The sequence below is a fragment of the Siccirubricoccus deserti genome, from assembly GCF_014283215.1.
GTDB lineage: Bacteria > Pseudomonadota > Alphaproteobacteria > Acetobacterales > Acetobacteraceae > Siccirubricoccus > Siccirubricoccus deserti.
This window is the reverse complement of sequence record NZ_JACOMF010000001.1, coordinates 1-13,097: the sequence shown is the minus strand read 5'-3', so window position 1 is coordinate 13,097 and position 13,097 is coordinate 1. Positions and strand designations below refer to the sequence as shown.

General features: G+C 67.3%; 13 protein-coding genes and 1 pseudogene. 11 read left to right on the top strand and 3 right to left on the bottom strand.

Going from position 1 to position 13,097, the window contains the following annotated elements; genetic code table 11:
• Window positions 1–6 precede the first annotated feature (6 nt).
• Genes H7965_RS00070 through H7965_RS00050 form a run of 5 tightly spaced genes read left to right on the top strand, consistent with a single transcriptional unit; the run spans window position 7 to window position 4,521 of the window.
• The gene (locus H7965_RS00070) at window positions 7–1,218 is read left to right on the top strand and encodes an ABC transporter substrate-binding protein (protein ID WP_222440406.1); all 1,212 of its coding nucleotides are present in this window, start codon (window positions 7–9) and stop codon (window positions 1,216–1,218) included.
• A gap of 28 nt (window positions 1,219–1,246) precedes the next feature.
• Window positions 1,247–2,113 (top strand): branched-chain amino acid ABC transporter permease, encoded by an 867-nt coding sequence (locus H7965_RS00065; protein ID WP_186768481.1) that lies wholly within the window; start codon window positions 1,247–1,249, stop codon window positions 2,111–2,113.
• Window positions 2,103–3,095 carry a branched-chain amino acid ABC transporter permease gene (locus H7965_RS00060; RefSeq protein WP_222440405.1) on the top strand — a complete coding sequence of 331 codons (993 nt, stop codon included), beginning with the start codon at window positions 2,103–2,105 and terminating at the stop codon, window positions 3,093–3,095. The genes H7965_RS00065 and H7965_RS00060 overlap by 11 nt, the downstream gene beginning before the upstream one ends.
• On the top strand, window positions 3,092–3,829 hold the full coding sequence (locus H7965_RS00055; RefSeq protein ID WP_186768480.1) for an ABC transporter ATP-binding protein: 738 nt from the start codon (window positions 3,092–3,094) through the stop codon (window positions 3,827–3,829). Before H7965_RS00060 ends, H7965_RS00055 begins: the two co-directional genes overlap by 4 nt.
• Window positions 3,829–4,521: an ABC transporter ATP-binding protein gene (locus tag H7965_RS00050; protein ID WP_186768479.1), complete on the top strand. Its 693-nt coding sequence runs from the start codon at window positions 3,829–3,831 to the stop codon at window positions 4,519–4,521. The genes H7965_RS00055 and H7965_RS00050 overlap by 1 nt, the downstream gene beginning before the upstream one ends.
• A gap of 118 nt (window positions 4,522–4,639) precedes the next feature.
• Here H7965_RS00050 and H7965_RS00045 read toward each other — a convergent pair whose 3' ends face one another.
• Window positions 4,640–5,848 carry an MFS transporter gene (locus H7965_RS00045; protein ID WP_186768478.1) on the bottom strand — a complete coding sequence of 403 codons (1,209 nt, stop codon included), beginning with the start codon at window positions 5,846–5,848 and terminating at the stop codon, window positions 4,640–4,642.
• Window positions 5,849–5,976: 128 nt separating this feature from the next.
• Between H7965_RS00045 and H7965_RS00040 the strand changes: the two genes are divergently transcribed.
• The 6 genes from H7965_RS00040 to H7965_RS00015 all read left to right on the top strand — a co-directional run bounded on the left by H7965_RS00040 (window position 5,977) and on the right by H7965_RS00015 (window position 10,685).
• Window positions 5,977–6,369: a carboxymuconolactone decarboxylase family protein gene (locus H7965_RS00040; RefSeq protein ID WP_186768477.1), complete on the top strand. Its 393-nt coding sequence runs from the start codon at window positions 5,977–5,979 to the stop codon at window positions 6,367–6,369.
• Window positions 6,370–6,580: 211 nt separating this feature from the next.
• Entirely contained in the window at window positions 6,581–7,012 is a 432-nt protein-coding gene (locus H7965_RS00035) for a GtrA family protein (RefSeq protein WP_186768476.1), read from the top strand.
• A 148-nt stretch (window positions 7,013–7,160) separates the two neighbouring features.
• Window positions 7,161–8,252, top strand: a complete 1,092-nt coding sequence (locus tag H7965_RS00030; RefSeq protein WP_186768475.1) for a TRAP transporter substrate-binding protein — start codon at window positions 7,161–7,163, stop codon at window positions 8,250–8,252.
• Window positions 8,253–8,351: 99 nt separating this feature from the next.
• Complete coding sequence (locus H7965_RS00025; protein ID WP_229682417.1) at window positions 8,352–9,092, top strand: methanogen output domain 1-containing protein; 741 nt, start codon at window positions 8,352–8,354, stop codon at window positions 9,090–9,092.
• Window positions 9,093–9,159: 67 nt separating this feature from the next.
• Complete coding sequence (locus H7965_RS31645) at window positions 9,160–10,167, top strand: sensor histidine kinase (protein ID WP_186768474.1); 1,008 nt, start codon at window positions 9,160–9,162, stop codon at window positions 10,165–10,167.
• Complete coding sequence (locus tag H7965_RS00015) at window positions 10,164–10,685, top strand: response regulator (protein WP_186768473.1); 522 nt, start codon at window positions 10,164–10,166, stop codon at window positions 10,683–10,685. Before H7965_RS31645 ends, H7965_RS00015 begins: the two co-directional genes overlap by 4 nt.
• A gap of 173 nt (window positions 10,686–10,858) precedes the next feature.
• Here the strand turns inward: H7965_RS00015 and H7965_RS31875 are convergent.
• A pseudogene (locus tag H7965_RS31875) lies at window positions 10,859–11,092 on the bottom strand (transposase); the annotation flags it as partial.
• Window positions 11,093–11,210: 118 nt separating this feature from the next.
• Window positions 11,211–12,617 (bottom strand): hypothetical protein, encoded by a 1,407-nt coding sequence (locus H7965_RS00005; protein WP_186768471.1) that lies wholly within the window; start codon window positions 12,615–12,617, stop codon window positions 11,211–11,213.
• Between the last annotated feature and the right edge of the window lie 480 nt (window positions 12,618–13,097).

Genomic DNA, 13,097 nt, shown 5'->3' with positions numbered 1-13,097 from the left:
AACGTCATGCCGCGCCGCACCACGCGGGGCCAGGCTGCTGCGGCAGCTTCGGCCCGTCGTCCGTTGTTCGCCGCCACCATCGCCCTGGCCATGGCGCTTGGCGGCCAGGCCGGGGCGCAGCAGGCATGCGAGGTGAAGCTCGGCGCGCTGGGGCCGATGTCCGGCCCGGCGGCGCAATGGGGGCTGGCGATGCTCGGCGCGGCGGAGCTCGCCGCCGCCGAGGCGAATGCCCGGAACTTCACCGTGGCTGGCCGGCGCTGCACCGTCTCCGTCGTCAGCTACGACACGCGCTACACCGCCGAAGGGGCGGCAGCCGGCATCAACAACCTGGCCAGCCAGGGCGTGCGCTTCGTCATCGGCCCGGTCGGCTCGCCAGAGGTCACCGGCGCCAAGCCGGTGGCGACGCGGCACAACCTGCTGATGTTCGCCAACAGCTACGCCAAGAACGCCATCGGTCCGCAATGGCCGCTGGTGTTCCACCTCGGCCCCGGGCCCAGCGAATGGGCGGCGCCGATCGTCCTCATGGCGCAGCAGCAGTTCGGCATGCGCTCGGTCGTCGTGGTGGCACCGAACGACCAGGGCGGCACCGACATCGCCAGCGTCGATGCCGAGGTCTATCGCAGCCTCGGCATCACCGCGACCGAGGAATACTACCAGCGCGGCACCACCAATTTCGCCCCCATCGTCACCCGCATCCTGTCCAGCCGGCCGGATGCGGTGGACACCGCCTCCTCGCCGCCCGGCGATTCAGGGCTGATCGTGCGCCAGCTGCGCCAGGCCGGCTTCACCGGCCCGATCGGCCATCTCGGTGGTCCTGGCACGGAGGAGATCATCCGCGTTGCCGGCGGCATCGACGTGCTGAAGAATTTCTACTGGTACGAGGTGGTGCCGACCGAGGATCCGCAGGTCCGCGCCATCGCCGATGAGTACAAGCGCCTGCTCGGCCGGGACGCGCCGGAGAACACCAACATGTGGCTCTGGGTGGTCGGCGCGCGCATGACCTTGCGCGCCATGGAGACCGCCGGCACCACCACCGATACCCGCAAGGTGGCGGAGGCGCTGCGCGCCATGCCGGTGGATGATCCCAATGTCGGCCGCGGCAGCTGGGCCGGCCAGCGCTTCTTCGGCATCAACCAGGAGCTGTCGCTGCCCTTCGGCGCCGGGCTGATCGTGGACGGCCAGAACCGGGGTGTCCGCCGCATCGAGGTCGGCCAGTAGCCGCACCCGTTCCGCCGGAGACCGGTCGATGCATGAATTCTGGTCCGCCGCCATCATCGGCGTCAGCCTTGGCGCGCAATATGCGTTGCTCGCCCTGGGCTTCACGCTGATCTTCGGCATCCTCGGCGTGATCAACTTCGCCCATGGCGGCTTCTATGCCCTGGGCGGCTACGTCGCCTACAGCGCGGTCAGCGGGCTGGGGCTGCCCTATCCGCTGGCGGTGCTCGCGGCGGTGCTGGTCACCGCGGCGCTCGGCTATGTCTATGAGCTCTTCGTCATCGAGCGCTTCGTCGACGATCATCTGGCGACGATGATGCTGACGCTCGGCCTTTACCTGATGATCTCCACCGGGCTGCTGGCGGTCTTCGGGCCGCAGTCGCCGGAGTTCAGCTTCCCGGTGAAGGGCAGCTACAGCATCGGCGCGCTGCGCATCGCCAAGGAGAATCTGGTGGTGCTGGCGGTCTGCGGCTGCGCGATCGGGGCGATCTATTGGCTGATCTACCGCACCGATCTCGGCCGCGCGCTGCGCGCCCTGGCGGATGACCGGCAGGTGGCCACCACCCAGGGCATGCGGCCGCGGCTGCTGTTTCCGCTCGCCTTCGGCCTGGCCACCGGCCTCGCCGGGCTGACCGGGGCGCTGGTCACGCCGATCCTGGCGCTGTCGCCGAGCGCCGGCGACCCGGTGCTGGTGACCTCCTTCCTCACTGTCATCCTGGGCGGCCTCGGCAGCATCGCCGGGGCCACCATCGCGGCGCTGATCGTCGGCTTCATCGAGGCCTATGCCAGCGTCTATCTCGGCGGCTCAGCAGGGGCGCTGGTGCTCTTCATCATGGTGCTGGTGATCCTGCTGGCGCGGCCGACCGGGCTGTTCGGGCGACAGATCCGTGGCGCCTGAGTCTCCGGCCCCTCGGTCTTCGGCCCTGGCCCCGAGCGGCGCCTCCCGCCCCGGCGGCCAGGAATGGGCGGCGCTGGCAATCTTCACCGCCGCTCTGGCGCTGCCCTTCCTCACCGAGGACATGCTCGTCTCCTCCATCGCGAATCAGGTGCTGATCGGGGTGATGGCCTCGCTCAGCGTCTTCATCATGCTGCGCATGGATTTGTTGAGCTTCGCCACCCCGGCCTTCATGGCGATCGGCGGCTACACCGCGGTGCTGCTGGCGATGCAGGGTGCCACCAACGTGCTGCTGCTGGTGGCCGCCAGCTTCGTGGTACCGGCGCTGGTGGCGATGCCGCTGGGTGCGCTGGTGCTGCGGCTGCGCGGCACCTACTTCGTCCTGGTCACCTTCGTGCTGACTGAGATCCTGCACCTGCTGCTGTTCATGACCCCGGGACTGACCGGGGGCTCGGACGGGCTGGCGGGCTTCCCGGCGCCGACGCTCTTCACCATGGAACTCGCCGACAGCCGCTCGGTGCTGGTGCTGGCGGCGGCGATGGCGTTGCTCGGTGCCATCATCACTGTGGCGCTGATCTCGCTCTGCCGGCAGCATTTCGCCGCCATCGAGGAGAATGAGGCACTGGCCGAAAGCCTGGGCCTGGTGGTCTGGCGCTACAAGGCGCTGGGCTTCGTGATCTCCGCCGGCATCGCCGGCATGGCCGGCTTCTCCCTCGCCAACATGCTGCTGACTGTGCACCCGACCTCCTTTGGGGTGCAGCAGGCGGTGGATCACTTGGCCTTCACCGTCATCGGCGGCCGCGGCTCCATCCTCGGCCCGGTGATCGGCGCCTCGACCCTGGTCACCGCCTCGAATTTCCTCGGCAACCAGGGGCAGTATGCGCAGGGGTTGTTCGGGCTGCTGCTGGTGATCGTGGCGCTGGTGGCGCGCGGCGGCATCGTCGGCGCGGTGGCGGCGCTGTTCCGCCGGAGGAGGGGGCGATGAGCGGCATGGCGCGCGACCTCCGCGTCGAAGGCCTTGCCAAGCGCTTCGGCGGGCTGCGGGTGCTGGAGGATGTCGATTTCACCCTGCCGCCTGGCGCGGTGCTCGGCGTCATCGGCCCGAATGGCGCCGGCAAGACCACGCTCATCAACGTCATCACCGGCCGCACGCCGCCCACGGCCGGCCGCATCCTGCTGGGCAGCCAGGACGTCACCGGCTGGCCGACGCATGCGCTCAGCCGGCTCGGCGTGGTGCGCAGCTTCCAGCAGACCAACACTTTCAAGACCGCCGATGTGCGGGAGAATGTCGCCCGCGCCCTGCGCTTCAGCCGCGGCGGGCTGGATGGCTGGACGCGACTGGTGCCGCTGCTGCGCGACTTCGGCCTGGCCGACCGGCTGGAGGAGCAGAGCGACAAGCTGCCCTACGGCTTGCAGAAGATGCTCGGCCTGGTGCTGGCCTATGCGGCCGACCCGCAGGTGCTGCTGCTGGACGAGCCGGCGGCGGGGCTGGAGCGCAGCGAGCGCAGCCGGGTGGACGACTTCGTCCACCATGTCTCACGTCAGGGCTGCAGCGTGCTGATCGTGGAGCACGACATGGATCTGGTGCGTCGGCTCTGTCCGGAGATCCTGGTGCTGGACGCCGGCGCCGTGCTCGCCAGGGGGGCGGTCGCCGAGGTGCTGGCGCGGCCGGATGTGATCGCCGCCTATGTCGGCGCCGACGCGGGGGATGCCGTCTGATGCTGGAGATCCGCGACCTGCAGGTGCGCTACGGCGGGATCACGGCGCTCGCCGGCGTTTCCATCGATGTGCGGCAGAATGAGACGGTGTTGCTGGTCGGCGCCAACGGGGCCGGCAAGTCCAGCACCATCAACGCGGTCATCGGCCTGGTCCGGACCGCCGGCGGCAGCATCCGGCTGGATGGCAAGGAGCTGACCAGCATCCCCTGCGAGCGTCGCGCCCGTGAGGGCATCGGCTATTCGCCGGAAGGCCGCCGCGTCTTTCCCAGCATGACGGTGGCGGAGAATGTGCTCTCCGGCGCCTTCGGCATGGGCCGCCGGCATCAGCGGGAGAGCTTCGACTGGCTGGTCTCGCTGTTTCCCTTCCTGGCGGAGCGGGCCAGTCAGCCCGCCGGGCAGCTGTCCGGCGGGCAGCAGCAGCTGGTGGCGATCAGCCGGGCGATGTGCGCCATGCCACGGCTGCTGCTGCTGGACGAACCCTTCCTCGGCCTGGCGCCGATCTGGGTGCGGCAGATCAGCGACGCCATCCGGCAGATGCAGGCGCGCAACACCACCATATTGATGACCGAGCAGATGGCCCGGCCGGCGCTGAAGCTGGCGACGCGCGGCTATGTCATGCGCGGTGGCGAGGTGCGCCGCGCCGGCAGCGTGGCGGAGATCCAGGACAGCGCCCTCGCCGAGGAATATCTGTAGCGCGGATGGCAGCGACGGGCTGATCGCGCCCGGCGGCGATCAACCCCGGCCGCCTCGTCACCGGGAGCTTGGGCGCCGGGACGATCTTCCGCCACGCCGCGGTGGAGCCTGCCGCCCGCTACGCGCGCTGCTTCGGCAGGAAGGCGGTCAGCAGCCCGAGTGCCGGCAGGAAGGCGCAGATCTGGTAGACCGTGCCGATGCTGGTCAGGTCCGCCAGCTGCCCCAGCGCCGCGGCGCCCAGCCCGCCCAGGCCGAAGGAGAAGCCGAAGAACATCCCGGCCACCAGCCCGACCCGGCCCGGCATCAGCTCCTGCGCGTAGACCAGGATGGCCGAGAAGGCGGAGGCCATGATCACCCCGATCACCACCGAGAGCACGCCCGTCATTGCCAGCCCGACATGCGGCAGGGCCAGGGTGAAGGGCAGGGCGCCAAGGATCGAGAACCACATCACCGGCACCCGGCCGATCCGGTCCGCCAGCGCCCCGCCGATCAGCGTGCCGACCACCAGGGCGGCGAGGAAGGCGAAGAGGAAAAACTGCGCCACCTGCACCGAGACATCGAATCTGTCGATCAGGTAGAAGGTGAAGTAGCTGCTGAGACTGGCGGTGTAGACGTTCTTGGAGAACAGCAGCGCCACCAGCACCGTGATCGCCAGCGCCACCTTGCGGCGCGACAGCGGTGCCGCTGCGGTCGTGCCGGCCCGGGTCTTCGCCGCCGGCCGGCCCGCGGCGCGGTTGCAGGCGTACCAGCCGCCGACCTGGAACAGCACCACCATCCCGATCAGCGCCGCGGCGGAGAACCACACCAGGCTCCGCTGCCCCTGCGGCACCACGATGAAGGCCGCCAGCAGCGGCCCGGCGGCCGAGCCGGTATTGCCGCCAACCTGGAACAGCGATTGCGCCAGCCCGTAGCGCCCGCCGGAGGCCATGCGCGCCACCCGCGACGCCTCCGGATGGAAGACCGAGGATCCCATGCCGACCAGGGCCGCCGCCAGCAGGATCAGCGGATAGCTGGCGGCATGCGCCATCAGCACCAGCCCGATCAGGGTGAAGCCCATGCCGACGGCCAGGGAATAGGGCATCGGCCGGCGGTCGGTGACCATGCCGACCAGTGGCTGCAGCAGCGAGGCGGTGCATTGGAAGGCCAGGGTGATCAGTCCGACCTGGCCGAAGTCGAGGCTGTAGGACTCCTTCAGCACCGGGTAGATCGCCGGCACCAGCGACTGCATGAGATCATTGAGGAAGTGGCAGAAGCTGAGCGAGAGGATGACAGCGAAGGCGGTCCCACCCGGTGCCGCGACCCTGGCGCTGATGGTCTGCTCGCTCACGCCCGTATCCCCATGCTTCCGTCCGTCAGTGTAGCTCTGTTGGAGATTTGCACAAACGGACGACCGACCGGCTTCCCGTTGCCGCCGGATAGCGTAGGCTGGCGCGACCGCAACGGGAGGATCAGGCGATGGACAAGGGTGAATTGTACAAGAAGGGCTCGGAGATGCGCCGCGAGCTCATGGGTGGCGCCATGGCCGACCAGATGGCGACATCGGTCTACAACGACCCGCTGATGGAGAAATTCGGCGACTGGACCCGGGAGGCGGTGTTCGGCCTGCTCTGGACCCGGCCTGGGCTCGACCTCAAGACCCGGGCGCTGATCACCGTCATCACCGATACGGCAACGGCCGCATGGCCGGAGCTGCGCATCCACCTGCGCATGGCCCGCCGCCAGGGCTGGACCGAGGATGAGTTGGGCGAGGCCCTGCTGCATACCGCCGGCTACATCGGCGCCCCCTCAGTGCGCGAGGCGCTGCTGGTGGCGAAGGAAGTCTTCGCCGAACTCCGCGCCGAGGAATAGCGCCCGTCGGAACACCCTCGACACCCGGTTGCAGCCGCCCATGCCGGACCGGTGTGGCGCTGCGCCGGCAATCGCGCTAAGCAGCCGCGCCCCGTCGAGGCAATTGCCGCATGCCCTCAATCATTTCCGGCCCGTTGTGGCCGGCGCGTGGCACGGCCACCGCCGGGCAGGTCAGCAGGGCCGGCGCCACCGCGCCGGTGGGGCCTTGAGCATGGTCCGAGGGTTCACCGCGGCCCGGCCGCGCGGCGCCTCGCTGGTACTGCGCTATGCCGCCTTCGCCGTCTTCGCCAGCGGGGTCAACCTGCTGGTCCAGGTGGCGGCGATGGCGCTCTACCAGGGGCCCTACGCGCTGCTGCTGGCGATGGCAGCGGGCACGGTGGCCGGGCTGGTACCGAAATTCCTGCTCGACAAGTACTGGATCTTCGACGATCGCGTTCCCGGCCGCGCCCGTGGATTGCGGCAGTTCATCCTCTATGGCCTGCTGTCGGTGGCGACGACGCTGATCTTCTGGGTCTTCGAAATCGCCTTCCACTGGCTCGGCGACGGTGGGCCGCTGCGCTACCTGGGGGCGGCGCTCGGCCTCGGCCTCGGCTACTGGGTGAAGTACCACCTCGACCGGCGGCTGGTCTTCGGCGGGCGATGAAGCGCACCTGCCAGGGCGCTCTGCTGGCCTGAGACGGGCCGTGGCAAGCCGGATCGTGATCTGACCGCATTGACCGCGGGTGACCCCTGGTTCAGGTTCCGCGCAAGAAGGTCGGCCGAGCGCCCCACCGACGGAGGGAACAGCAACGATGAAGCGCGGCGATTTTCTGCGGGCCTCCACCGGCGGCCTGCTGGCCACCGGACTAACCGCACCCGCTCTGGCTCAGACCCCGCCGCAACTGACCTGGCGATTGCAGTCCAGCTACCCGAAGACGCTGGAGACGCTCTACGGCACCTGCGAATTCTTCTCCCGCGCCGTCGCCGATGCCAGCGATGGCCGCTTCCGCGTGCAGGTCTTCGCTGCCGGGGAGATCATCCCGCCGCTGCAGATCGTCGATGGCGTGCAGCAGGGCACGGTCGAGATGGGCCACAGCGGCGCTTACTTCTACATGGGCAAGGATCCGGCCTTCGCCTTCGGCACCGGCATCCCCTTCGGGCTGAATTCCCGGCAGGTGAATGCCTGGTTCTACCAGGGCGGCGGCATCGACCTGCTGAACGAGTTCTTCGCCGGCTTCAACATGTTCCACCTGCCGGCCGGCAACACCGGCACGCAGATGGGCGGCTGGTTCCGCAAGGAGGTGCGCAGCAAGGCCGACCTGCAGGGGCTGAAGATGCGGATCGGCGGCCTCGCCGGCACCGCCCTGCAGAAGCTGGGCCTGGTACCGCAGCAGCTTGCCGCCGGCGACACCTATACCGCGCTGGAGCGCGGCACCCTCGACGCGGTGGAATGGGTTGGCCCGGCGGATGACGAGAAGCTCGGTTTCTACCGCATTGCGCCGTATTACTATTACCCCTCCTTCTGGGAGGGCAATTCGGCGCTGAGCTTCTTCATCAACCTGGACAAGTGGCGCGCCCTGCCGGAGCGCTGGCAGAATGTGGTGAAGATCGCCGCCACGGCCGCCGCCGCCGACACCCAGGCGAAGTACGATGTGCTCAACCCCGCGGCGCTGCGCCGGCTGGTGGCGAATGGCACCCAACTGCGCAGCTTCCCGCAGGACGTGCTGCAGGAAAGCTACAAGGCGGCGCGGGAACTCTACGCCGAGCTTTCCGAGAAGTATCCGAACTTCAAGAAGCTGCACGATCACCAGATCGCCTTCCGCGGCCACAGCCAGCCCTGGTGGCAGATCTCGGATTTCAGCTACGATGCGCTGATGCTCCAGGCCGCGCGGCAGAACTGGTAGCCACCATGCGCCTCTGCACCTCGCCCTCGGGATGGCCGCGCCCAGGGATGCGGAGTTGACAAGGCGAAGGGGGACGAGGGTTTCAAACCTCCGCCCAAGATGAAGGCGGGGCAGGCGTACAAAACCGAACGAAATGCCATTTATTTCAAAGGCACGCCGCCTGCCGCCGCTGTCACCATGGCGCGAAGCTTCCCGACAATTCTGGCGAAGCAATCATCTCGTGCTTGTCTTGCCAGGTTGCCGGTCGTAAGCACGCTCAGCGATTTTGGCACCCTGTGTAGCATCCGCTGGAGGCCCGCCGTGAGTGCAGCATCAACCCCGACGGTCGAAGCTGGAGAGGTTGGCCTCGAGCGGGACATCTTCCTGCGTCGTCTTCTGCGCGAACTCGCAGGGACGCTCCAGGACGTGGTGGGCCTGGAGGAGGCGTCCGGCTACATCAGTGTTGTTGGCGCCGCCATGGGCGAACACATTGACGGCGAATACCGCCGCGCCCTCGCAGTCGACCGCCTTTCTCGCGAGCAGGTCTCGACAGTCCTGGTCGACCTCAAGCGCCGCATCCAGGGCGATTTCTTTGTCGTGGAAGAGACCGAGGATCGCATCGTGCTGGGCAACCGGGCCTGCCCCTTCGGAGAACTCGTCCTGGGCAGACCCTCGCTCTGCATGATGACTTCGAACGTCTTCGGCTCGATTGCCGCCCAGAACCTGGGCTATGCCGGAGTCGCCCTCAGCCAGACCATCGCACAGGGCCATCCCGAATGCCGGGTGGTTGTTCATCTGCGTCCTAGCGAAAACGCCGAGCCGGGCGTCCGCGAATACTTCCGCCGCGACGATGCTGGCTAACGGGAGCGCCGAGAGCGTCCTGCAGGCGCTTCCCGAACCGACCTTGGTGGTTGGGACCGACGGGCGCGTGGCCTTCGCCAATTACGCGGCGCTTGCTCGTCTGGGCCTCGGCCTCGATAGTGCCGGTGAGTTGGCCCGCTTCAGCGGCAGCCCGGAGTCTGCGGCTGAACTGCGGACCTATCTTCGCCGCTGCTCCGGTTCACGGAGCCCTCTGCTCGGCGCGATCGAATTGCGGGGGGCAGATGGCGGGATCACCCGCTTTCGGTGCCACGGGGGCCTGCTGCAACCTGCGCAAGGCGATACACCGGCCCGACTGTTGCTGCGCCTTTCGGAGGGTAGCGACGAGCGCTTCGCCGCACTGACGCAGAAGGTGCGCGACCTGGATGACGAGGTCCGCAGGCGGCGCCGCACACAGGCTTTGCTTGAGGAAGCGCTCCGGGACCGCGACGTCCTGATGCGGGAGCTGCACCACCGGGTGAAGAACAATATCCACATGCTGGCAGGCATGCTCTCCGCTGCGCGGCGCGAGACCGTTGCCCCCGAGGCGGCGATGGTGCTCGACGAGGCCACACGGCGGCTGGCTGCCGTCGGTGCAGTGCATCAAATGCTCTACCTCAAGGACAATCTCCGAGGGGTGCATGGCGATGAGTTTGTCACACGGATCGCCACGATGATCATGGAGGGGGCTGGGGCGCGTGAGCAGCTCTCTGTCGCGGCGGAGCCCATAGAGATACCGAACGATGCGGCCGTTCCGCTCGCGCTGGTCCTCAACGAGCTTCTGGCGAACGCGCTGAAGCATGCTGCGCGGGCGGACGGCACGTGCGGGCGGGTGTATCTTGGTTTTGCCGAGGTGGATGCCGCCATTGAGTTGTCGGTCGAGGACGAAGGCCCAGGCTTTGACCCGCTGATTCAAACAAGCAGGCGCGCTTCGGGTCTGGGCTTGGTGCGCGGCCTGACCCGCCAGATCGGTGGGTCATTCTCGGTTGGGCCTGGCCGAACTGGTGGTGCGCGTTGCGTTGTTCGATTCCACGATCGCCGTGAAACCGTAGCGGCGGCGGGAACGCTCCAGCAATGAGCAGCCCGCTTGAGTGGGCGGTGTCCGCGCCGGACCTGTTCCAGGCAAATCTTCTCCGTGTCGCCCAGGGGGCTGTGGTGCGCTCTCAGGAAGATGGGCGGGCGGATACGGGGGCATCGCCGTCGCGCGGTCGCGTCCTGATCGTGGAGGATGAGTACTTTGTCGCCCTCGACGCTGAAGACGCGCTGTCCGCTGCCGGTTTCACGGTCGTCGGGGTAGCGGCTACTGCGGAGGACGCTGTCAAAATGGCCGCAGCCGACCGGCCGGACATCGTGCTGATGGATATCCGGCTGGCTGGTTCGCGAGACGGGATCGACGCGGCTGCCGAAATCCGTAGCCAGCTTGGCATTCTCAGCCTCTTCGCGACCGCGCATTCGGACGCGGCCACCCGGTCGCGCGGCGACGCAGCAGCATCGCCCCTCGGTTGGCTATCGAAGCCGTACTCGCATAGCGAGATCGCAGCGGCTGTCTCGGAGGCGATCATCAAGGCCCGTCGGGGCAGCACCGGCGGCGTCTGATCTAGGCCGTACTTCTCACCGGCTCATGACGGAGTCGGATTGACGCCTGCGACAGTCGGTCGCAACCGGTCGAGCTGGGCTGGTGGACCTGCATGGCGTGCAAAGGTCGAGCGGGACCGTCGCGGCGGCTCGGGCCGCAGTGTGGCGGGTGATGTCGACTCTGCGCTGTCTGGTTCGCCAGGACGTAGCGAGGTAACGATGAGGCGCCGATTGGCCTCGCCGCGGGTCTGCTCGGCCTTGCCGATGACGCGCCGGCGGCGTGACCAGCTGTCCAGCGTCGACCAGTGGAAATCGCGGAAGCGTCGCGCCGGCTTGCCTGTCCTGGTGGCCTCCTCCTCGGCAAGCGCGAGGTCGTTGGCGAGTTCCTCGGCCAGGCGGGCGTTGCCGAAGACGAAGTCGGCGCGGTTCAACCCGCGTCGGCGTTCCTCTTGGGCCGCTGCCGGCAACCGACGCATGTCCACAAGCTTCATGCTGCCGGGCTGGGCCGATCCTCCTTGTCCCCAAGTGCACCCGGCCGGATCAATATCAGGCAAGAAGCAGGTCGAAGGCCGTAAGCGTCGGCGCGCCTCGCAGCACGAAGGACATGTCAGCGAGACCGTCGCCAGTGACGTCGGCACGAAGTGTGCCCGAGCCGTCACCCCATTGCCACACGCCATACGCCTGGTCGGAGCCGTCGGGATCGACGCCGGCCCAGTGCAAGGCCGAGGGGCGGTCTTCTCCGGTCAATGGCACATCGCTGAGATCGATCTTGTCGCCGGCTTGCCAGTCAAGCGTCTGCTGAGCCCATGTCGGGCTGTCTGCCACTGTATTGAAGTCGAACACGGTGCCGCTGCCGGTTTGGCCACCCCCCGCTTCTCCAACCGTACCGCCGGAACTCGGACTGCCAGTGCTCGTGCCGGTGGTGGAGAGGATCAGGTCAATGGCCGTAAGCGTCGGCGCGCCTCGCAGCACGAAGGACATGTCAGCGAGACCGTCGCCAGTGACGTCGGCACGAAGTGTGCCCGAGCCGTCACCCCATTGCCACACGCCATACGCCTGGTTGGAGCCGTCGGGATCGACGCCGGCCCAGTGCAAGGCCGAGGGGCGGTCTTCTCCGGTCAATGGCACATCGCTGAGATCGATCTTGTCGCCGGCTTGCCAGTCAAGCGTCTGCTGAGCCCATGTCGGGCTGTCTGCCACTGTATTGAAGTCGAACACTGTACCACCGCCGGTGGGTGACGGCGCAGCCCCGCCGACGGGCGCCCCGTCGGTGTTGCCATTGTCCACGTCACCGGCGCTTGTGCCGCTATCACCACGGACGAGGGCTGAGATGGTGTTCGCCATCGAATCCGCGAGCCGTTCACCGATGGTGATGGCGTCGGTGGGGCCCATATGGCTGCTATTGCGATAGCCATCGCCGTCCATGGCGATACCCTCCAGGGCTGTACTGGCATAGCTGGCATTGAAGCTACGGTCTGCCGACAACGTCTGCATGCCAGCCCGGATGGCCTCGGGGCTGTCGCCTTGCGTGTAGTTGTACGGCACATAGGTGAAGACGTAGGGCGTCGTGGCGGAGCCCTGCGCGAGCGCTGACCGCACCAGCACAGCGTCGTCTGTCACTTCCGAAACCCAGTGATCGGTCGTCACGCCATAAGTGTTACTATCGTACTCGTTGTGCATCCATAGCGTGACCGTTGGATTGTCTTTGATGTCTGCCGATTGCGCTTCGAGGAAGTTGATCAGGCCCTGCTGCTCACCGTCGGTGTCCCAGTTGAGAAAGGCCGTTCCAGAGTAAATGGTGCTATCGTCCTCGTAGTACTGGGCGAGGATATGGACGTTCACATCCCCCAGCCTGGCCCCGAGCTGATGCTCCAGGGTTGAGGCGCCGCCGCTGGCGACAAAGAGAAGGGCATTGCTCTGACCGCGAACGAGCACATTCACATCAGTGGTCATGCTGGATTCCGTGTCTGGCGCGCGGCGACCTGAGATCGACCGCAAGGGATGTCGTGCACGCGCGTTGGTTGAAATTCGCGACGCAGTGACGTTCTTACCCTATTTCGGGAAAATAGGATATAATATTCTATTATATGGCTCGTCGTTCTGGTGCTCTGACCCAGACAGAAGCCGCGCGACGGGCACTGCGCTGGGTTTCATCGGGCATGATCGAGACCGCCACCGTTCCAAATGCTGCGGAAGGTTCCGCTTGGAGCAGCGGCTAGGGTTCGGCGGGAACCGAGCGTCTGGTCCTCTCCACTATGCTGCTCCTGCTTGCCCGGCAGTGCCGAAGCGTGTCTCCCGTCTAGAGCGAAATCTGACCATTCAGAGTCGCTGAGGATTCCCGCCCGGCGCGAAATCTGATTCACCGTGCCTGCTGGGCACGGAGGCCAGCTTGCATGGCGAGAACCCTGTCCGAAGATCTACGCGCCCGGCTGA